This window comes from Romboutsia sp. CE17 (assembly GCF_012317385.1).
Taxonomy (GTDB): Bacteria; Bacillota; Clostridia; order Peptostreptococcales; family Peptostreptococcaceae; genus Romboutsia_E.
In genome coordinates, this window is sequence record NZ_CP051144.1 from 764893 (window position 1) to 786586 (window position 21694).

A 21694-nucleotide genomic window follows, 5' to 3' on the forward strand; every position below is an offset into this window, starting at 1 on the left:
ATTTGAAAGATTTAATAAGATGAAAAAGTATGATTTATATGATAAACTATAAAATGTATTTATTATTCGGGAGGTAAGATATGAAAAAAGATGTAAAGTCGAAAGGACAAAACTTAGACGATACTTTTAGCATAACAATGGAGCTTGAAAAGCCTTTACTTTACGATGCATTGAAAAATGAAGAAGATAAAAAATATGAAAACGAAAAACGAAAAAATAGTAAGATATTAAAAATAATTTTAGGAACTATATTATCATTTATAATAATTTTTTTTATATGGGCAAGTATAACTTATAAGCCTCAAGAATTAGCAAAAGCATCTCTTGTAAGTGATGATATAGTTGATGTAAAAGTTGATAGGTTTATATCTTTTACACCGAAAAATATGGAACCTACTAAAGGGTTTATATTTTATCCAGGTGCTAAGGTAGAGCCAGAAGCATATGCTCCTTTATGCAGAAAAATAGCAGAGCAAGGATATGAGGTTGTAATCGTTGATATGCCTTTTAATCTAGCTATATTTTCTTACAATAGAGGTGAAAAGGTAATAAGTGAATATAGTAATATAAAGACTTGGGTTGTTGGAGGTCACTCTTTAGGTGGAACAATGGCTGCAAAATTTGCTAGCTCAAATAAAATGGTAGATGGAGTAGTGTTATTATCATCATATCCTATAGGAGAAGAACTTAAGAATATAGGAAAAGAGGTTCTTTCTATATGGGGAAGCAAAGACGGTGTAGTTAATTTTGAATCATTAGTTAAGTCTAAAGAAAAATTACCAGATGATACAACGTATTTAGAAATAGAGGGAGCCAATCATTCTCAGTTTGGTGATTATGGACATCAAAAAGGAGATGGAATTCCAATAATAGATAGAGAAGAGCAAATAGATATAACATCCAAAAATATATTAAGTTTTATGGATAAAATAAATTAAAAGTATAAAAAGTTGCTTGAATTTAGTATAAATAGTTCAAGCAACTTTTTTATTTATAACTTTTTATAAAGATTGACACTATCCCAATCTGCTTTTTTAATATCGTTTTTAAAAGCATCAGTAAACCATCTAATATCTTTTACTTTTAGACATCTAAATATAAATAAGAAAATTATATAGAAAGATAAATTAACAAAAACTTGTAAAAGAATTAAATTATGTATGTTAAAAATTAAAAAAGAAAATTTAGTTAAATAGCTTGAAATAACAACACATATAATTGGTTTAATAAACCAATCTATTAGTTCGAATTCTAATTTAGTAACTTTTAATAGTCTATTAATACTTAATGAAGAATTAAAAATAGTACTAACAAAAAGAACAAAAATAAACCCATCGATACCTTTTTTAGGAATAATATATAAGATTATAATTACCCTAAGTGACATATCTAAAATATTATATTTTAAAGTGTAGAGTTGTTGGTTAAGAGCATTTAAACTACCGTCTACTATTCTATCTAAATACATTAAAGGTATAAGGGGTGCTAGTATTCTCATAATATAGCCAACTTCTTCACTATTATAAATAGCTAAACCTAATTCCTTTGAAAATATCATAAATAACCCAGTTGCAAATAAAGCTATAAGTAATGTGAACTTAAAAACTTTTGATATTATGTAATTTACCATATTCTTTTTATTTAAAGCATTAGATTCTGCTATTTCTGGAATAATGAGAGTAGAAAATGATGCCAAAAATATAGAAGGAAAATTTAATATAGGCATAACCATTCCTTTTATCATACCAAAAATAGAAAGTGAAGATGAAGTTGTAGAACCATACAGTCTAAGTGCATTTGGTATGAGTATATCTTCAGCTGTCCTAAGTGAAGTTTGTACATAAGAACTACAAGCTATAGGAATAGCGATGAATCCAATATCAAATATGGAAAATTTATTATTTGATTTAACTTTAGGTGAAGGTGATTTCTTTTCAAATATGTATAAAATATAAGAATAAACAGCTGATAACATTGATCCGACTGCTGTGCCTACAGAAACTAATGAGCATGTATAGTCAATTCCCATAGGGATAAAAGTACTGATAAATAAATAAATGATGAGCATCATGGTGAAAATCTCAACTACATCAGCTGATACACTTTTCATAACTTTTCGAATACCGTAGAAATAACCTGCAAAGCAAGAACATACACCTACAAAAGGCATACTACAGGCTAAAATTTTTAGAGAAATAATTGCTCTGGAGTCTTTTATCCATACATTACTTATAAATTCAGCATTATTATAAAGTAATAAAAATGATATAGTTCCAAAGAAAAGAGTATATATAATTCCTTTTCTAACTATTTTCTTTATTTTACCATAATTACCTTTACCTAGTTCCTCCGCTACTAGACGAGTAATAGTGACTCTTATGCCAGATATGGCTAATGTAGAAGCAACTATATTTATACTCATTATTAATTGGAATAGTCCCATTCCTTCTGGTCCTATTTGATTAGAGATATAAACTCTAAAAATCATATTTACTACACCAAATGTCATGGTACTTATAGTAAGCAATAGTGCATTTAAAATCAATTTTTTTCTTTTTACTTTCATAAGTAATTATCTCCTATTAAATATAAAAATTGTAAAGTTTAAATATAAAGCTATATATATTTTATATGCTAAGGTTAGTCTTAAATATTATAAAAAATACAAATACATAAATTAGAAGGAATATGTATTTGTTTATAAGAGAAAATATTTATAAATAGGTTATAGAAAGGAGAATAATTATGGAAATTAAAAACCCAAATAAGAAAAGTATTTATTCATCTCAAGGCAATTATTTTAAAGGTCTAAATCCTTCATCTGATGATTTTAAAGAAAAAATTAAGGATGGAAGTTTTCAACGAAATCCTGAAGAACATAATTACAGAGCGAGTAAAGAAGTAGCTAAAACTAAAAATATATTTAAATAGCAATAAAAAGAGTTGAAAGATGTTCTAGATAGAACACTCAACTCTTTTATATATAAATTTATTATTAGAATTTCAATTTTGCAATTAATAATTTGATTTTAAAATAAAATTTTTGGAATATCTACCTTTTTCATCGTTTAAATTGTTTTTTCTAACTATTACATCTTCTTCTGTATAACCATATTCTTGAGCTATAGATATTAATAGTTCTATAGAATCAACTATATTATCTAGAGACTTACTATTAAAACTATCATAAATTGAAGAAGTTAGGTTTAGGTATAGATATTCAATTTTCTCATCTTCCTTTAAAGTTTCAAAGTTAAGATTTTTCCCAAGTTTTTTTAAAATATCAGGTATGTTATCTCTAACGATTTTATTACACATATCCATAGTTTTCCCCCTTTTTATATTAAAACAGCCTAATAGCAACTATATAAATAAATTTATTTATATAATAGTTCATCTAAGTATAAAAGTATATCAATTTTAAAAAAATAAAAATAATATTTAAAGATTAGGAGAAAATGATATGAAGGTTAGATTAGGATACGTAGCAATAGCATTAAATTTAGGAAAAGTTACATCATCTAGTACAGTAACTTATTCTAGATATTTAAAAATGAATGATAATGAAAGATTAGAAAAATTAAAGGAAGTTACCTATTCAAACTTACAAGCATTAGAAGAAATTTTAAAATATAATATAAATCATAATATTCACTTTTATAGATTAACATCACATTTGATACCATTAGCAACTCATCCTGAAGTTATGTGGAATTATAAACAATATTTTAAAAAAGATTTTGAACACATTGGCAAAATTATAAAAAGTAGCAATATGAGGTTTGACTGCCATCCTGATCAATTTAATGTAATAAATAGTACTAAAGAAAGTGTAGTAAAAAGTACTTTAATTAATTTAAATACAGCTGTTGATATATTTGAACTACTTGACTGTAAAGATGGAAAAATGGTAATGCATATTGGAGGATCACAAGGGGGAAAGGAAGAGAGTATAAAGAGATTTATAGATAACTTTAGGTCATTTCCACTTAGAATACAAGAACGCCTAATTTTAGAAAATGATGATAAAATATTTACAGCTAAAGATGTACTTAGAATTTGTAATGAAATTAAAATCCCTATGGTTTTAGATATACATCATCATCATTGTAAAAGTGACAATGAAAATATAGGCGATTTAATTGTTGATATATTTAACACATGGGATAGTGAAAAGTTACCACCTAAAGTTCATTTTTCTACTCCAAAAGAATTTGAAAATGATAGAAAACATGCAGACTATATAAATCCTAATGATTTTATAAAATTTATTGGGTTAGTAAAATCTAAAGTAGATAAAGACTTTGATGTTATGATTGAAGCTAAGAAAAAAGATCAAGCATTATTTAAGTTAATAGAGGATCTTAAGATGATTAATAAAGGAATAAAGTTTATAGATGATACTACTTTTGAATTATAAAAAAGATAATTAAATAAAAATATCTCTTTATAAAATATATATAAAGAGATATTTTTTATTTTTCAACAATGGTTAAAGAAGTTGTAAAAGTTTAGTATAAGTAAACTTATACAAAATTAATATAAACTTAAGATTAGAAATACTAAACAAAAATAAAATTAATATAAACATTTTCAAAGATAATATACCATGAATGTTGAAAAATACAGGTTTGTATCTGATTAAGAAAATAAAAATAAAAATGTTATAAAATGGGGTTGAAAAAAGTGTATAAAATAAATATAATAAAAAAGTAAGTTTAATAATACTGAATTATAAAAATAGAAATAGTAAGTGATTGATAAAACTTATTAAAAAACTAAATAATTAGGAGGTGAAGTATTGATAGAAATAAATGATAGTGTTGAAACTATGTGTGACATAGATATTGAAAAAATACCATTACTTAAAGCTCTAAAAGAATATTCAGATCGTGATATAGCATGTTTTGATGTGCCAGGTCATGTAAGAGATAATGGTGTTGAAATATTAAATAAGTACTTTGGAAAACAAATTATGAAAATGGACATAAACTCATCTCCATTTATGGATAATGTATCAAATCCAACTGGAATTATAAAAGAATCTCAAGATTTACTAGCGAAGGCTTATGATGCAGATAAAGCTTTTTTTATAACAAATGGAACTACTCAAGGAATACATGTTATGATTCTAAGTTGTATAAATCCAGGCGATAAAATACTTTTGCCTAGAAATGTACATAAATCAGTTATAAATGCTCTTATTCTTTCAGGAGGAATACCTGTATATATACAACCTGAATTTGATGAATGCTTAGGTATAAGTTTGAATCTAAGTATTGAAAAAGTAGAGAAAGTAATAAAAGAGCATAATGAAATAAAAGTATTATTTCTGTTAAATCCAACGTACTATGGTGCATGCACAGATTTAAGAAAGATTATAGAGATTTGTCATAAATCAGGAATATTAGTTCTTGTTGATGAAGCTCATGGAGCACATTTTCCATTCTATAGTGATTTACCACCATCAGCAATGAAATGTGGAGCAGATATGTCAGCGATAAGCCTTCATAAGACAGGAGGATCACTTACTCAAGCATCAGCACTTTTAATTAAAAATAAAAATATTGATGAAAAGAAAGTATTACAAAATATAAACTTACTTCAATCAACATCAGCATCATATTTACTTATGTCAAGCATTGATGGAGCACGAGCAAATTTAATATCAAATGGGAGTGAGCAATTAGCAAAAGCATTTAATTTAGCAAGATATGCAAAAAGTAAATTAAATAAAATTAAAGGTATAGAAGTAATATCTTATGAACTTCTAGAAAAAGAAGGTGTAAATTTTGTAGATGAAACAAAGTTATGCATTAATGTATCAAAACTAAATTTAAGTGGATTTGAAGTTTATGAGATGCTCTACAAGGATTTTGGTGTACAAGTTGAGCTAGGGGATATGTATAATATATTAGCACTTATATCAATTGGAACAACTAAACATGATGTAGATAAACTTATTAAATCTCTTGTAATAATTTCAAATATGGCTAATGGAAAAGTGCATGATAATAAGATAAATATAAAACAAATAGATCCTAGTGTAAAGTTAAGTCCAAGAAGTGCATTTTACTCAATTAAAGAGAGTATTGATTTAGAACAAAGTGAAAATAAAATTTGTGCTGAATCAATTATGGCATATCCTCCAGGAATACCAATAGTATCTCCAGGAGAAATAATTACACAGGAAATTATAGATTATATAAAGTTACTAAAAGAGAATAATGCACGCTTAACTGATATGAAAGATAAAGAGCTTAAAACAATATTAGTCGTAAAAGAGTAAATTAAAATTAAATAGAAAGTAGGAACTTAATATGAAATTTGAAACGTTAGGTAGGCATATTATAGTAGAATACTATAATTGTGATGAAGAAGTACTTAGAGATCCTAAACTTATAGAAAAATTTATGAATGATTCTGCATTGAATGCTAAAGCAACTATTGTAGATTCTGTTTTTCATCATTTTAATCCATGGGGAGTATCTGGTGCAGTTATAATAGCAGAATCACATTTAACTATACATACATGGCCAGAATATGGTTATGCAGCAGCAGACTTCTTTACATGTGGAGATATAGATCCTTGGAAGAGTTTTGAGTTATTAGAGGAACTTTTAAATGCAGAAAGAAGTGAGTCTACTGAGATACCGAGAGGATTAACAACAAAGATACAAAAATTTGCAAAAAAAGATTTAGGTAATATTACTCACAAGCCAGAAGCTATATAAATAATAAATACCTAAATTAAAACAAAAATATAAATAAATAAAAATTAATTTGAAATAACATTATAACATAAATAATAGAAATATACAAATTACCTAATATATAAATAAAAGTAAACTTAAATAGAATAAAAATGAATTAAATAAATAATAAAAATATAAATAAATAAAGATAATTTGGAGGATTAATATGGAACTTTGGTATACAGAAGAGTGGACTGATAATGTTCGTTTATCAATAAAAATAGACAAACACTTATTTAGTAATCAGTCAGAGTTTCAAAGAGTTGATGTATTTGATAGTAAAGAGTTTGGTAAGTTTTTAACTTTAGATGGACTTATGATGGTAAATTATAAAGATGAATTTATATATCATGATATGATAGTTCATGTTCCAATGGCAACTAATATGAATATAAAAAATGTATTAGTTATAGGTGGTGGAGACGGAGGTACTGTTAGAGAACTTACCAGATATCCTCAAATAGAAAAAATAGATATGGTTGAAATAGATAAAATGGTTGTAGATGCATCTAGAGAATTTATAGATATATGTGCCTGTAAATTAGATGATAAAAGAGTAAATTTATTTTATGAAGATGGGGTTGCATTTGTTAAGAATTCTAAGAATAAGTCATATGATCTAATTATAGTAGATTCAACAGATCCAATAGGTCCTGGAGAAGGGTTATTTTCAGTAGATTTTTATAATGATTGTTATAGAATACTAACGGATGAAGGAATACTTGTAAATCAAAATGAAAGTCCATATTTTGATTTTAATGCAAAAGAGATGAAAAGAGCTAATGCTAAAATATCTGATATATTTGAAATATCTAAAGTATATCAAGCTCATATACCAACTTATCCATCAGGTCATTGGTTATTTGGGTTCGCATCTAAAAAGTTAGATCCAATAAAAAATCAAAATAAAGAAGCTTGGGAAAGCTTAAATTTAAAAACTAAGTACTATAATAGTGATATACATATAGGATCATTTATGCTTCCTCAATATGTAAAGGAGATGTTAAATGGTAAATAAATTTTCCTACATAAATACTTTTATGAGTATGGATACTCCTTATGAAGAAGCTGATGTAGTTGTATTTGGTGTAGGTTTTGATGGAACAACATCTAACAGACCGGGAACAAGATTTGCAAGCAGTGCTATGAGGTCTGAGTTTTATGGACTTGAAACATATAGTCCAAAATTAGATTTAGATTTAGATGATTATAAGATTTGTGATATTGGAGACTTGCAGCTTAGTATAGGTAATACAGATACTGTATTAGATGAAATATATGAAGGGGTAAAAAATATCATAAAAGATAATAAAATACCTTTTATGATAGGTGGGGAGCATTTAGTTACTTTTCCAGCATTTAAAGCTGTTTATGAAAAGTATAGTGATATATTTGTAATTCATTTTGATGCTCATACTGATTTAAGAGAAGAGTACAATAATAATAAACATTCTCATGCGACTGTAATAAAAAGAATATGGGATATAGTAGGAGATAATAGAATATACCAATTTGGTATAAGATCGGGTACAAAAGAAGAGTTTAACTTTGCATTAAAAGAAAAACATACTTATATGGAAGTTTCAACAATAGATACTTTTGAAAAAATAGTAAGAGATTTAAAGAAAAAAAATGTATATTTAACTATAGATTTAGATGTATTAGATCCGTCAATATTTCCGGGAACAGGAACACCAGAACCTGGAGGGTTAACATATAATGAATTCGAAAAAATATTTAGAATTCTGAAATATTCGCATGTAAACTTAGTTGGTTGCGATATAGTTGAATTAAGCCCAGATTATGATAATACGAACGTATCAACTGTAACAGCGTGTAAAATTTTAAGAGAACTTACTTTAGTAGTAGCTAATAACTATAATAAACTTTTAGGAGGAGAATAAAAATGGCAAGACATTTATTTACATCCGAATCAGTTACTGAAGGTCATCCAGATAAAATCTGTGATCAAATATCAGATGCAATATTAGATGCATTATTAGAACAGGATAGTGAATCAAGAGTAGCTTGTGAAACAGCAGTAACAACAGGACTAGTATTTGTAGCAGGGGAAATAAGTACAAAAGCTTATGTAGATATACCAAAATTAGTAAGAGATACAGTAAGAGAAATAGGATATGATAGAGCTAAATATGGATTTGACTGTGATACTTGCTCAGTTATAACCTCAATAGATGAACAATCTGGAGATATAGCTATGGGTGTTGATGAAGCTTTAGAAAATAGAGATGGAGAACAAGTAGAAGATGAGATTGAAAAAGTAGGTGCTGGGGATCAAGGTATAATGTTCGGTTTTGCATGTAATGAAACTAAAGAATTGATGCCACTTCCAATATCTTTAGCTCATAAATTAGCAAGGAGATTAACGGAAGTTAGAAAATCTGGATTATTAGAGTATTTAAGACCAGATGGAAAAACTCAAGTTACAGTTGAATATGAAGGAAATACTCCTGTAAGAGTTCACACTGTTCTTATATCCACTCAACATGGAGAAGAAGTAAGTAATGAAAAAATTAGAGAAGATTTAATAAAGCACGTAATATCATATGTTATACCAACTGAATTATTAGATGAAGAAACTATGATATATATAAACCCAACAGGGAGATTCGTTATAGGTGGTCCACAAGGAGATACAGGACTTACTGGAAGAAAGATAATAATAGATACCTATGGAGGATACTCAAGGCATGGAGGGGGAGCATTCTCTGGAAAAGATCCTACAAAAGTTGATAGATCAGCAGCTTATGCAGCAAGATATGTTGCTAAAAATATAGTTGCAGCAGGGCTTGCTAGCAAATGTGAAATAGAGCTTGCATACGCAATTGGTGTTGCAAAGCCACTATCAATATTTATAGATACTTTTGGAACTGGTGAAGTTAGTGAAGAAAGATTAGTACAATTAGTTAACAATAATTTTGATTTAAGACCAGGAGCTATAATAAGGGACTTAGAGCTTAGAAAACCTATTTATAGAAAAGTTGCAGCATATGGACATTTTGGTAGGACAGATTTAGACTTACCATGGGAAAGAACAGATAAAGCGGAAATTTTAAGAAAAGAAGCATTAGAATTTGTAATGGCTTAATAAAAAGACTATTAGCTTAGGTGAGGCTAATAGTCTTTTTTATTTTAGTATTATTTATTATAAAAATTAGTATTTATTTGTAAACTTTTTGGATTAACTTGAATATGTTAATATAAAATGTCATTAATTTATACTAATTTAAGGGGATAGATATAAGATGAAAAAAATGAAAATTTTTGAATCAGCAGAGTGTACAGTAGAACAAACTCCTGGTGCTAAAAAAGATTTGGAACTTATGCGAGTTCATATAATATTAAGTACATTAAGAAGTAATGGTATAGATGTCGAACGCTATAATATAGTTTATGATAAATCTCCATTTATTGAAAATAAAAAAGTATATATGATATTAGAAGATGATGGGATTGAGAGTTTACCTATAATAGTCATAGATGATGAAGTTGTAATGGTTGGAAGATACCCATCTAGAGGAGAATTTGCTAAACTATTAGGAATATCAAAAAATATACTAATAAATAAACAAAATAATGGAATTTTAAGATATTTAGACATGTGAGTTAAAAAGGTGCTTAAAGATTGGTAAAATCAGTCTTTAAGCACCTAATTTTATATCAAACAGATTATAGAAAAGTATGTAAAATAAAAATAATATTCTACCTTATAAATCTTTTAGATTATTAGTAACTAAAGAAATTTAATATACATAATATATATGAAGTAAATGATTGGCAAAAGGGGGAGAGAGTTTGGATTGTATAAAAATTAAAAGTGGAACATCTTTGTTAAGAGTATTTCATGCAGCGCCGCAGTCATTGCCTGTAGATGTATATATAAATGAAAAACTAGCCTTTAGTAATCTCAAGTATAAGGAATTTTCAAATTATAAAATATTATCTGAAGGTGAGTATAGAATAGATGTATTTGTAGCAGGAGATATGACAAAGCCTATTATAAGTGGAGCTCTAGAGTTAGAAGAAGGGCAAATATTAACTATAGCCGCTATTGGAGACAAAGATAAATTAGAATTATTAGTTATAGATGATCATTCAGATAAATTTGCAAATACAGAGAAAAGTTCTTTTAGAGCAGTACACTTATCTCCAAACACGCCCAATATAGATATCTATGTTAATGGGAAAGATTTAATAACAGATTTAGAATATAAGCAAAATACAAGTTATTTAGATGTTAAGCAAGATAGATACAATATGGATGTAGTATTAAGTGAAAGCGAAATGATGGTTTTATGTTTCTCATCTACATTAAAGGTTGATAGAATATATACTATATATATAATAGGGGATTTGCCAAACCTAGAAGCAATTCAATCTGTAGATGGAAATACTTACTTATGTAAGAGTTAATTATTAAGTAGCAGGATGTGATACTATGAAGTGTAATAGAAAAGGTGTTTTAAGAGCTGAGATAAGTCATGATTGGAATAATCTTAACCTAGCAGCTCAAATTTTAGTATGCATAGGAGGGATCATATTTGCATCGACAGTGTTTATGGTATTTTATAAAACTAAAGACGATACCTTGTATAAAGTTATAGAGGTAGTATTTAGATCATCTCTTGCTTCAATATTTGGGTTTGTACTTAGTTCAAATATAAAAAATACAAATCCTCAAATTATAAACAAATCAAAGAATGAGGATGATGAAAGGTCTATTACAGAAGTAGAAAATGAAGATGATTGTATTAAGTATGTTAATTATAAAGAAGGAAACTCTATACAAATTGTTATAGCGTTTGTAATTAGTATAGTTTGCGCATTATCTATACTAGCTATATATATATACGATTTGAGACAAGATTTGCCATCTATAACTATGTTTAGAGACTTTATGTGCAGCTCTATAGGTTTTTTATTAGGTGAATCTAAAATAAAAAAAGATATATAAATAAAGAATCCTATAAAATATATATTTTATAGGATTCTTTATTTATATATAATATTTAACAAATTTATCACAGAATAAACTAACTTTATAAATTAAAATTTGAATTAATAGCAAATAGACTTAATGAAAATATAATAATAAATGCTATTGTTTATTTTAATTCTATAATAAATGCTTGAGTCTGTGGTGGAATGCTCATAGTCATTATAGGAGAATGATAAACATATATTAAATCTCCAACCTGAAGATCATTAAGAGTGATTTCATTGTAATTTTCATCCATTACCAATGTTGTTTCGCTGGCAATTAAAATTGTAGCTGTGTATATGTCATTTACATCAGTTGCAATTGTAATAAAGGATAATCCTGGTTGTATATTTTCGTTTATTTCAACTATAGTACCTCTTTTAAAAAACAACACTTCAATTTTATCTCACCTCTAATCAATTGATATCTTAATAATATAGTATTCAAAATCTTTTTTTACGTTAACAAATATATCAATTAATAATTTCTATAAATAAATATATTTATTACTGTCATATAAATATATTTATCATATATAAATAATATAATAAAAATCCTATCAATAAGGAGGTTTAGGTATTGAAAAAAATTTCAAGACTTTATAAGTATGGAATGAATATTAAGATGCATGCTGCATTATACTCAATTGCACTACTAATTATTATATCTATGGTGAAATTATTACAAGGTATAAATAGTATAGAAGTTTCTATAGTATTTCAAGTATTTATAGTCTCTTTAGTGTTGGGATTTATTGATTTAGCTTGTTTTCCTATAGATAAAAAACTAATTAAAGAACAGTTTATTTTTAATTCAATTATATGGATAGGATGTGCAAATTTCTTGTTTATACCATCAGCTATAGTTTTTAACTGGTTTGAAGGATTAAGTATTTTTTTTTATAGTTTAATTTTGTTTATATTAGAAATAGGTTTAATGTCTATTTTGTATGGCTTATATGTAGAATATAAATATTAATTGTTATTAAAATATATTTTATATCAAGTAAATTTTTATAATATATTAAAAGGCTATCTTATGTAAGATAGTCTTTTTTTATTATACAAAATTCATATAATAGAATCCTATTACTATATGTAGATTTTTTATGAAATTAATATAAAATAGAAAAAACATGCAAAATAAATATTAATAGGATATAATTAAATATAAAATATTTTAGTGACATTAGGGGGAATTATGAAGAAAATAATGGGAGTAGTGCTAGTTAGCATTACATTTATATTAGTTTTTTTTGCTCATAATAATATTTATTCAATACCAGAAAAAAGTATAGAAAAATATATTTGCAAAAGTTTGAATTATAATGGAGAAAATTTCAAAATACTTAAGGAAGAATACGTAAGTGGGACAAAGGCAATAGTCTTTTCTACTTGTGATGATAAAAGTAAAATAGGAATAGCACTTCTTAACAAAGGTCTTAATAATCAATACAGTATTGAAAGAATTATTAATGGAAGTCAAAGATATACAATTTATAAAAATTATTTATTTAAAGAATACTTAATAGAAGTTGGAGATAATAGGGATGGATATCTATCTTATATTGGAGCTAAAGGCAGATCAGGAGACCTTCAAAAGATAAGTATTGAAAAAGACTTCTTTATTAAATTTATTAATATTAATAAATTTAATGGATACAATTTTTATAATTATAAAAATAAAATTGTAGATATCTAAGGGAGGAATAATATGAATTTAAGAAAATCAACAGAACATGATGTAAACAGTATAATGAATATAATACAGCAAGCACAGGAATATTTTAAAGAAAATGGTATAGATCAATGGCAAAATGGTTATCCAAATCATGATACTATAAAAAATGATATAAATAATGAAGAATCTTATGTATTAGTAAGTAATGATGATATAATTGCTACAGCGTCATTATCATTTAATGGAGAGGAAACATATAATGTAATTTATGATGGAGAATGGTTAAGTTATGATAAATATGCTGTTATACATAGAGTAGCAGTACAATCTAACTGTAAAGGAAAAGGTATTTCAGGAAAAGTTTTTGATAAATTAGAAAAAATTTGCTTAAGTAATAATATCCGTAGTATAAAAATAGATACACATAAGGATAATATATCAATGCAAAATCTTCTAAAAAAATGTGGTTTCAAGCAGTGTGGCAGAATATTATTAACAGATAATAGTGAAAGAATTGCTTTTGAAAAATTATTATAGTAGTTATTAATTTTTAGCATATAAGGCTTTAGAAAAATCTAAACAAGGTATTTATATAAAAGTTTTATTTAAAATCTAAATAAGATTTATAAAATAAGATCGGTAATTTACTATTACCGATCTTATTTTATAAAATATAATAATTAAATTAATTTATAATTATAGTAGTTGTATCCAACACATTATCATAAATCCACTGAGCATTTTCTACTGCAAGTCTAATGCATCCATGGCTTAGAGCCATTCCTAATCTATCATCAATTATTTCAGTTCCTTCAGAGTTAAATAAAATAGAATGATAATAGTAACTACCTCGGATTCTAGTTGCATATTTTACACTATAAGTATCAGAGCCAAAGTAAGGTTTTCTACCACTTACATAGAATGTACCTTTTATAGTTGGTGTGCTAGGCTTGCCAATAGTACAATCCCATTTAAAAAGTAAGATCCATAGACCATTACTACCTTTTTCAAAAATATAAGTAAGTTTATTTTTTAAATCTGTTGTAATTAAATTCATAGTTGGGCTTTTGATATTATTCTCATTTACAAATCTAGTCATATCAGTGTAAAAATAATCAAATTTGTATCCTTCTGGAGGATTTCCGTCATCAGATAAGAAGTAGCTAAATATATAACCTTCTTGATTATTATATATAACATGGCTCCAATCACCATTTACTGATAAAACTTGAACTCTAGATTTTGCTGGAACTACAGTAACTGGATTTGATTCAGAAGATGGGTAAGATCTTAAAATTACATTTGTCCAAGTAAATTTTGTTACTGACAGATACTCATTGTATACATATCCCTTTTGGCCGTTATATATTACATCATACCAATCTTCTTCAGCATCTACTACTTCAACTTTAGATCCTGCAGGTATTACAGTTATTATATTAGCAGATGTGGATTTTTTATCCCTTAGATTTAGATTAGCTAAAGTATATTTATATGAATCCTGTTCTTGCCTTTTATATTTTCTCATACTACACCTCTAAATTTAGTTTTTACAATATCATATGAAATTTTTTATCTATTTGTGAAGTATTTTATATAGCACAGTAATATTTAACATTACTACAAAATTAGATGTAACACTTATATATCGTTATAAAAAATGAATTGCTTATAAAATATTATCTAAAAATATTAACTTGTAACATATGTTACAGAATTTTTTTGTATTTGAATATATAATGTGTATATAAAATAAACATTATAATTTGGAGGAATAAAAAATGGAAAACTTAATGTTTTGCTATCAATGTCAAGAAACTGCAGGTTGTACAGGATGTACTAAGTTTGGAGTTTGTGGTAAATCACCAGATTTAGCAAGAATGCAAGATTTGTTAATATATACAACTAAAGGATTATCAGAAGTAACAACAAGACTTAGATCAGAAGGAAAAGAAGTAAATAAAGATATTAATCACTTAATTACTATAAATTTATTTACTACAATAACTAATGCTAACTTTGATGATGAAGTATTTTACTTAAGGGTTAAAGAAACTTTAGACGTTAAAGAGGCTTTATTATCTAAATTAGAAAATAAAGAAAACTTATCAGAAGCGGCATTATGGAATGCAACGTCAAAAGAAGAAATGGATGAAAAATCAACTAAAGTAGGAGTATTATCTACTAAAGATGAAGATAGAAGAAGTTTAATAGAACTTATAACATATGGTTTAAAAGGTATGTCAGCTTATATGAAGCATGCTAATGCATTAGGATATGACAGTGAAGATATAAATGCATTTATGCAAGCAACTTTAGCTAAAACTTTAGATGATAGCTTATCTATAGATGAATTAATAGCTTTAACTTTAGAAACTGGTAAAGTAGGGGTAGATGGAATGGCACTACTTGATAGTGCAAATACTGGAACTTATGGACATCCAGAAATAACTAAAGTTAACATAGGAGTTAGAAATAATCCAGGAATACTTGTATCAGGACATGATTTAAAAGATTTAGAGTTATTATTAAAGCAAACAGAAGGAACAGGAGTAGATGTTTATACTCATTCTGAAATGTTACCAGCTCATTACTATCCAGCATTTAAAAAATATTCTCATTTTGCAGGAAATTATGGAAATGCTTGGTGGAAACAAAAAGAAGAATTCGAAAGCTTCAATGGTCCAATACTAATGACTACAAACTGTATAGTACCACCAAAGGATAGTTACAAAGATAGAATATACACTACAGGAGCAGCTGGATTTGTAGGAGTTAAGCATATAAAAGGTATAAGTGAAGATAATAAAGATTTCTCAGAAATAATAGAGCAAGCTAAAAAATGTGCTCCTCCAACAGAAATAGAAACTGGAGAAATAGTAGGTGGGTTTGCACATAATCAAGTATTTGCACTAGCAGACAAAGTAGTAGAAGCTGTTAAAAGTGGAGCTATAAAGAAATTCTTTGTAATGGCAGGATGTGATGGAAGAGCTAAATCTAGAAATTACTACACTGACTTTGCTGCAAAATTACCAAAAGATACAGTAATACTTACTGCAGGATGTGCAAAATATAAATATAATAAACTAAACTTAGGTGATATAAATGGAATACCTAGAGTATTAGATGCAGGTCAATGTAATGACTCTTACTCATTAGCTCTTATAGCATTAAAATTAAAAGAAGTATTTGAGTTACAAGACATAAATGAATTACCAATAGCATTTAATATAGCTTGGTATGAACAAAAAGCTGTAATAGTATTATTATCATTATTATATTTAGGTGTTAAGAACATACACTTAGGACCAACTTTACCAGCATTCTTATCACCAAATGTAGCTAAAGTTTTAGTTGAAAACTTTGGGATAGGCGGAATAACTAATGTTGAAGATGATTTAAAAATGTTCTTAGGATAATTAGCTTTTGAAGGAGAAATATATGAACGCTATAGATATAATGAATGAAGAGCATAAATATATAACTAGGATGCTTAAAGTTATAAGAAAAGTATGTTTTAAATTAATGGAAGGCGAAAATATTAATTATGATGATTTCTATTTAATAATAGACTTTGTAAAAAATTATGCAGATTCACATCATCATAAAAAAGAGGAAAAAATATTATTTAATAGGATGGTAGATAACTTAGGTGATCTTGCTAATAAAGTTATAAATCATGGAATGTTAGTAGAACATGATTATGGTAGACTATATATGAGAAATCTAGGTATAGCTTTAGAAAAATTAAAGAATGGTGATAAAGAAGCCAAATTAGATGTAATAGCAAATGCAATTTCATATACAAATTTATTAGAAAGACATATTGATAAAGAGGACAGAGTTATATACAAATTTGCTGAAAGAGAATTAAGTAAAGAAATATTAGAAATAGTAGATATAGAATGCAATAATTATGAAGATAATAATATAGAAGTGAAAGAAAAAAATATAGCAATATTAGAAAGTTTAGAAAGAAAATATATAAAGGAGATTTTATAATGATAACAAAAGACAACACAATCGGTGAAATATTAGAAATAAATCCAAAAGCAGCAGATATATTAATGGACTTTGGAATGGGATGTTTAGGATGTCCTTCAGCAACAATGGAAACATTAGAACAAGCTTGCTTTATACATGATCTTAAATTAGAAGAAGTATTAGATAAATTAAATAGCAAATAATTTTTAAATCGTTAAAATAGCTATATAATAGTTTATATTATATAGCTATTTTTTTATTATATATAACTTCATAAGATAAGACTTAGAATACTAAAAATAAATTGCGATAAATTTAATTATTTAAAGTATAAAAATTTAATAATATATTTATGATATAATAATTAATTGTGTATATAAAAATAAGGTGGTAAAAAATGAATAATAATTTTAAAAAATATAAATTAGATAAAGAAATATTAAGTTCATTGAATAGTTTAAACTATAATATTCCTACTAGAGTTCAAAATGAGGTTATTCCAATTCTATTAAATAAAGAAGATATAATAGTTAAGTCTAAAACTGGAAGTGGAAAAACAGCTAGTTTTGCGATTCCAATTTGTGAAAAGATAAATATTAATGATAATACTGTTCAAGGATTAATAGTTGTTCCAACTAGAGAGTTGGCTCTTCAGGTAAAAGAAGAAATATCTTCAATTGGAAGATTAAAGAAAATAAGATGCATTGCTATATTTGGGAAGCAACCTATAAAAGATCAGATTTCACAGTTAAAGCAAAGAGTACATATAGTAGTAGCCACACCTGGTAGAATAATAGATCATATTGGAAGAAAAACTATAAATATAGAAGGACTAAAGTTTTTTATAATTGATGAAGCTGATAAAATGTTAAATAAAGGTTTTGCTGAAGATATGGAGACTATATTAAATAGGCTCCCTAGGGAATGTGTAAAAGGATTATTCTCGGCTACTATAGATGATAATATAAGTGAAGTATGTTCAAAATATATGACAAATCCTAAATATGTAGATATAAATCAAGATGAAGTAAATAATTTTAAAAAACAAATTATAGAAAAATATATAAAAGTAAATGAAGATAATAGATATGAAGTATTAAAGAAAATAATTTATAATGAATGTCCAAATTCTGTAGTTATATTTGCAAATAAAAAAGACGCTGTTAGAGATTTACATGAAAAAATGAAAAAAGATAAATTTTTAGTTGGACAACTTCATGGAGATATGTCTCAAGATAAAAGATTATTTACAATAAAAGATTTTAAAGAATATAAGTTTAATATTTTAGTAAGCACAGATGTTGCATCAAGAGGAATACATATAGATGATATATCCTTAGTAATAAATTATCAAGTTCCAAAAGATAAAGAAAATTATATACATAGAATCGGTAGAACTGGAAGATATAATAAATTTGGAAAAGCTATAACATTGGTTAGTGAAAATGAAGAAAAATATTTAAATGAAATAGAAGAATATACAAATTCAAAGCTAGATGAAATAAAAGAGTTAGATGATCAAAAAGTTAAAAGAGGAAAAATTGAATTTAAAGTAAAAGAAAAGGAATTATTAAATACAGGAAAAGAAAAAAACAAAGATAAAAAAACTAATTTAGAAGTGACTAGGATATATTTAAATGCAGGTAAGAAAAAGAAAATAAGAGTAATAGATATAGTAGGAGCTCTTAGTAATATTGAAGGTATTAATAATGAAGACATAGGAGTTATAGAAGTACAAGAACTATGCTCTTATGTAGATTTATTAAATAATAAAGGAAGTAAATTTTTAAAAAAGCATAGAGAAATTAATATAAAGAAAAAATTAGTTAAGGTTAGAAAAGATAATAAACTTTGATTTATTAGGAGGAAGCAAATGCTTAATAAAGAACAATTTTATACTATGTATAAAATAGATGAAAAAGAATTAGAAGAATTAGAAATAGATTGGCATGACTTAGAAGCAATATATGAAGACTTTAATAAATATAGACAAAGTTATGAAACTCAAGCGGATTTAATTGCAAATATACTAAGAGCTCAATCTAAGGTTCATTCTGTAAAGACAAGGGTGAAAGATGCTAGACATTTAATCGAGAAGGTTATAAGAAAGACTCCTGAAAGAAGGAAAAAATATGGAAAAGATTTTAAATTTACAGTAGATAACTATAAAAATGAGATAACAGATTTACTAGGAATAAGAGTTATTCATATATTTAAAGAAGATTGGGAAGAAATACATGATTTTATAACTAGTATGTGGAATGTTATAGAGATTGTTGCAAATATAAGAGAAGGTGATAATACAAAAGAATTTGAAGCTAAAGACATTGAAGTATGTTCAAGATTATCTGGATATAGGTCTGTGCACTATTTAGTTGAATCTTATCCGACTAATAAAAAGCTAATTGCGGAGGTTCAAGTTAGAACTATTTTTGAAGAAGGTTATGGAGAAATTGATCACCAGTTGAGATATTCTCATGATAATATCCCTGAACTTTTAGGTCAAAACTTAATGCTTTTAAACAGAATAGCTGGAAGTTCAGATGAAATGGCATCTTTAATTAATATGATGAGTAAAAGCTTAAAAGAGGTTGAAATTGAATTCGAAGATAAAATTAAAGAAAAAGATGAAAAAATAAATGATTTAAAAAATAAAATCCTCAAAAAAAATGGTATTTCAGATATTGAAAAAGAAAGTTTAATAAGAGATATTGATGAAATACTTAAAAAAGAGTAAAATAATGTTGCATTGGAATATTTTTAGATACTATGTTCCAATGCTTTATTTTAATTATGGCACTAGAGAGGAAATTTATGCAAAATAATACCGATATTATAAAAAAGGCTATAAAGGGAAATAAAAGAGCCTTTTATTCTTTAATTAAAGAGTACACTCCTTATTTGTATAAAATAGCATATCTTCATACAAAACATGAGGAAGATGCTAAAAAGATTTTTGAAGAAACTATATATAATGGATTTAAAAATATTCATAAATTAAAGTCTCCAAGTAATTTTAAAATATGGATAACTAGGATATTATTAAATGAAATTGACTATTTTCTAGAGTACTTTGGAATGATTGAAAGTGAATTTGAAATAGAAGAACATAATATAGACTTATATAATGCTATTGATATTTTAGAGTCAAAGGTAAAAAGTGTTATAGTACTTAGGTATTACTGTAACTTTACAGATGAAGAAATAAGTGAAATTTTAGATATAAATCAGAGTACAATAAATACTTTTACAAGGAGAGCTTTTAAAGAAATAAAAGAACTGTTAAAGGAGGAGTGTGTATGATAAAGAGAATAGACTTTGACAGTTTTGATATTGATAAGAAAACTAAATTAGAGATAGAAGAAGATATCAAAGATTTTAATATAAATCTAAGTAATGTAGATTATATTGAAATTCCAAATTTAAATTCAATATCTAAAAAATGTATAAAAAGAGTAGCAAAAGAGAAAAATGAATTTGATAAGGTACTAATAGGAAATATTTTAATTTTATTTTTATTAGTAGGTAGTATTGCATCTTTATACAATCCTGCATTAACTTATAAAATACCTCCTGTATACAAATTTTTTAAAAATATAAATGAATCTCTTAATATAGATTTTATGATGGAATTAATTGGATTAAATAAAGTTGTACCAAAAGTTGATGTAAATGAGTCTGGAAAATTAGAAATAATAGAAGATCCTAATATGATAAAAGAGGACGAGGTTAAGATACCTAAAACATCAAAAGAAGCATTGGATTTAATTCACTCAATGGCAAATACAATTGTTGAAGCTGACCATAAGTGGGGGAATACGGAGATTACACCAAAGACTATAGAAGTAGCTATAAAAAGTGTAGATTTAATAGATGACAATCATATAAGGTTATATTTAAGAGGTGCATTAACAAAATGGTCTCAAGGTGATTTCTCTAATGGTGTTGAATTACATAACTATGTATGGGATTTATTAGATGGAAGCGTAGGTATTGCAAGTAACTTAGATGATTCAATGATAAATAAAATATTAGAAAAATATTTTAAAAATAAATCTGAATAGAACTTTGATTAATATAAGCTAAATAATATTAAAAATATTGTTTAGCTTATATTTGTAGAACTAATATTAACAAATTCCATCATACATAAAAGTAAATTTAAAAAAGGTGTTATTAGATTTATAAAGAAATATAAATTTAATAATATTTAATAAAAAGTATTATTGAATATATATTTATTCAATAATACTTTTTGCATGCAAAGAAGTAT

At 26.1% G+C, this 21694-nt stretch carries 25 protein-coding genes; 21 read left to right on the forward strand and 4 right to left on the reverse strand.

Annotated elements, in window-relative coordinates:
- Window positions 1-80 precede the first annotated feature (80 nt).
- Window positions 81-938, forward strand: coding sequence for an alpha/beta hydrolase (locus HF520_RS03680; RefSeq protein WP_168572740.1), 858 nt, complete (start codon window positions 81-83; stop codon window positions 936-938).
- A gap of 53 nt (window positions 939-991) precedes the next feature.
- Here HF520_RS03680 and HF520_RS03685 read toward each other — a convergent pair whose 3' ends face one another.
- Complete coding sequence (locus HF520_RS03685) at window positions 992-2566, reverse strand: oligosaccharide flippase family protein (RefSeq protein WP_168572741.1); 1575 nt, start codon at window positions 2564-2566, stop codon at window positions 992-994.
- A gap of 179 nt (window positions 2567-2745) precedes the next feature.
- Between HF520_RS03685 and HF520_RS03690 the strand changes: the two genes are divergently transcribed.
- On the forward strand, window positions 2746-2931 hold the full coding sequence (locus HF520_RS03690; protein ID WP_168572742.1) for a hypothetical protein: 186 nt from the start codon (window positions 2746-2748) through the stop codon (window positions 2929-2931).
- Between the two features lie 84 nt (window positions 2932-3015).
- On the opposite strand, the gene HF520_RS03695 is transcribed toward HF520_RS03690, so the two are convergent.
- A complete protein-coding gene (locus tag HF520_RS03695; RefSeq protein ID WP_168572743.1) occupies window positions 3016-3324 on the reverse strand; it encodes a hypothetical protein in 309 nt (102 codons plus the stop codon).
- A gap of 139 nt (window positions 3325-3463) precedes the next feature.
- On the opposite strand from HF520_RS03695, the gene uvsE reads away from it, so the two are divergent.
- The 9 genes from uvsE (at window position 3464) to HF520_RS03740 (ending at window position 11730) form a co-directional block, all read left to right on the forward strand.
- Window positions 3464-4420 (forward strand): UV DNA damage repair endonuclease UvsE, encoded by a 957-nt coding sequence (uvsE, locus tag HF520_RS03700; RefSeq protein WP_168572744.1) that lies wholly within the window; start codon window positions 3464-3466, stop codon window positions 4418-4420.
- A 381-nt stretch (window positions 4421-4801) separates the two neighbouring features.
- Window positions 4802-6289, forward strand: a complete 1488-nt coding sequence (locus HF520_RS03705) for an aminotransferase class I/II-fold pyridoxal phosphate-dependent enzyme (protein ID WP_243155187.1) — start codon at window positions 4802-4804, stop codon at window positions 6287-6289.
- A gap of 31 nt (window positions 6290-6320) precedes the next feature.
- The gene (gene speD, locus HF520_RS03710; RefSeq protein WP_168572745.1) at window positions 6321-6734 is read left to right on the forward strand and encodes an adenosylmethionine decarboxylase; all 414 of its coding nucleotides are present in this window, start codon (window positions 6321-6323) and stop codon (window positions 6732-6734) included.
- Window positions 6735-6921: 187 nt separating this feature from the next.
- Window positions 6922-7773 carry a polyamine aminopropyltransferase gene (gene speE / locus HF520_RS03715; RefSeq protein WP_168572746.1) on the forward strand — a complete coding sequence of 284 codons (852 nt, stop codon included), beginning with the start codon at window positions 6922-6924 and terminating at the stop codon, window positions 7771-7773.
- Window positions 7763-8659 (forward strand): agmatinase, encoded by an 897-nt coding sequence (gene speB, locus HF520_RS03720; protein WP_168572747.1) that lies wholly within the window; start codon window positions 7763-7765, stop codon window positions 8657-8659. Before speE ends, speB begins: the two co-directional genes overlap by 11 nt.
- Before the next feature lie 2 nt (window positions 8660-8661).
- Complete coding sequence (gene metK, locus HF520_RS03725) at window positions 8662-9864, forward strand: methionine adenosyltransferase (protein ID WP_168572748.1); 1203 nt, start codon at window positions 8662-8664, stop codon at window positions 9862-9864.
- Window positions 9865-10021: 157 nt separating this feature from the next.
- Window positions 10022-10381, forward strand: coding sequence for an arsenic metallochaperone ArsD family protein (locus HF520_RS03730; protein WP_168572749.1), 360 nt, complete (start codon window positions 10022-10024; stop codon window positions 10379-10381).
- A 190-nt stretch (window positions 10382-10571) separates the two neighbouring features.
- Complete coding sequence (locus tag HF520_RS03735; RefSeq protein WP_168572750.1) at window positions 10572-11189, forward strand: DUF4397 domain-containing protein; 618 nt, start codon at window positions 10572-10574, stop codon at window positions 11187-11189.
- Window positions 11190-11214: 25 nt separating this feature from the next.
- Window positions 11215-11730, forward strand: coding sequence for a hypothetical protein (locus HF520_RS03740; RefSeq protein WP_168572751.1), 516 nt, complete (start codon window positions 11215-11217; stop codon window positions 11728-11730).
- Window positions 11731-11881: 151 nt separating this feature from the next.
- On the opposite strand, the gene HF520_RS03745 is transcribed toward HF520_RS03740, so the two are convergent.
- Window positions 11882-12151 (reverse strand): hypothetical protein, encoded by a 270-nt coding sequence (locus HF520_RS03745; protein WP_168572752.1) that lies wholly within the window; start codon window positions 12149-12151, stop codon window positions 11882-11884.
- Between the two features lie 185 nt (window positions 12152-12336).
- Between HF520_RS03745 and HF520_RS03750 the strand changes: the two genes are divergently transcribed.
- The 3 genes from HF520_RS03750 (at window position 12337) to HF520_RS03760 (ending at window position 13974) form a co-directional block, all read left to right on the forward strand.
- A complete protein-coding gene (locus HF520_RS03750; protein ID WP_168572753.1) occupies window positions 12337-12735 on the forward strand; it encodes a hypothetical protein in 399 nt (132 codons plus the stop codon).
- Window positions 12736-12957: 222 nt separating this feature from the next.
- Window positions 12958-13458, forward strand: coding sequence for a hypothetical protein (locus HF520_RS03755; RefSeq protein ID WP_168572754.1), 501 nt, complete (start codon window positions 12958-12960; stop codon window positions 13456-13458).
- A gap of 12 nt (window positions 13459-13470) precedes the next feature.
- On the forward strand, window positions 13471-13974 hold the full coding sequence (locus HF520_RS03760; RefSeq protein ID WP_168572755.1) for a GNAT family N-acetyltransferase: 504 nt from the start codon (window positions 13471-13473) through the stop codon (window positions 13972-13974).
- A 148-nt stretch (window positions 13975-14122) separates the two neighbouring features.
- Here the strand turns inward: HF520_RS03760 and HF520_RS03765 are convergent, their stop codons facing one another.
- Window positions 14123-14965, reverse strand: coding sequence for a L,D-transpeptidase family protein (locus HF520_RS03765; protein ID WP_168572756.1), 843 nt, complete (start codon window positions 14963-14965; stop codon window positions 14123-14125).
- Window positions 14966-15218: 253 nt separating this feature from the next.
- Here HF520_RS03765 and hcp point away from each other — a divergent pair, with 253 nt between their 5' ends.
- The 7 genes from hcp (at window position 15219) to HF520_RS03800 (ending at window position 21485) form a co-directional block, all read left to right on the forward strand.
- On the forward strand, window positions 15219-16856 hold the full coding sequence (hcp, locus tag HF520_RS03770; RefSeq protein WP_168572757.1) for a hydroxylamine reductase: 1638 nt from the start codon (window positions 15219-15221) through the stop codon (window positions 16854-16856).
- 22 nt (window positions 16857-16878) lie between these two features.
- Window positions 16879-17439 (forward strand): hemerythrin domain-containing protein, encoded by a 561-nt coding sequence (locus tag HF520_RS03775; protein ID WP_168572758.1) that lies wholly within the window; start codon window positions 16879-16881, stop codon window positions 17437-17439.
- On the forward strand, window positions 17439-17624 hold the full coding sequence (locus tag HF520_RS03780) for a DUF1858 domain-containing protein (protein WP_168572759.1): 186 nt from the start codon (window positions 17439-17441) through the stop codon (window positions 17622-17624). Before HF520_RS03775 ends, HF520_RS03780 begins: the two co-directional genes overlap by 1 nt.
- A gap of 194 nt (window positions 17625-17818) precedes the next feature.
- The gene (locus HF520_RS03785; protein WP_168572760.1) at window positions 17819-19276 is read left to right on the forward strand and encodes a DEAD/DEAH box helicase; all 1458 of its coding nucleotides are present in this window, start codon (window positions 17819-17821) and stop codon (window positions 19274-19276) included.
- Window positions 19277-19294: 18 nt separating this feature from the next.
- The gene (locus HF520_RS03790) at window positions 19295-20158 is read left to right on the forward strand and encodes a RelA/SpoT domain-containing protein (protein ID WP_168572761.1); all 864 of its coding nucleotides are present in this window, start codon (window positions 19295-19297) and stop codon (window positions 20156-20158) included.
- A 77-nt stretch (window positions 20159-20235) separates the two neighbouring features.
- On the forward strand, window positions 20236-20724 hold the full coding sequence (locus tag HF520_RS03795; protein WP_243155188.1) for a sigma-70 family RNA polymerase sigma factor: 489 nt from the start codon (window positions 20236-20238) through the stop codon (window positions 20722-20724).
- Window positions 20721-21485, forward strand: a complete 765-nt coding sequence (locus tag HF520_RS03800; RefSeq protein WP_168572762.1) for a DUF6241 domain-containing protein — start codon at window positions 20721-20723, stop codon at window positions 21483-21485. The genes HF520_RS03795 and HF520_RS03800 overlap by 4 nt, the downstream gene beginning before the upstream one ends.
- The last annotated feature ends 209 nt before the right edge of the window (window positions 21486-21694 follow it).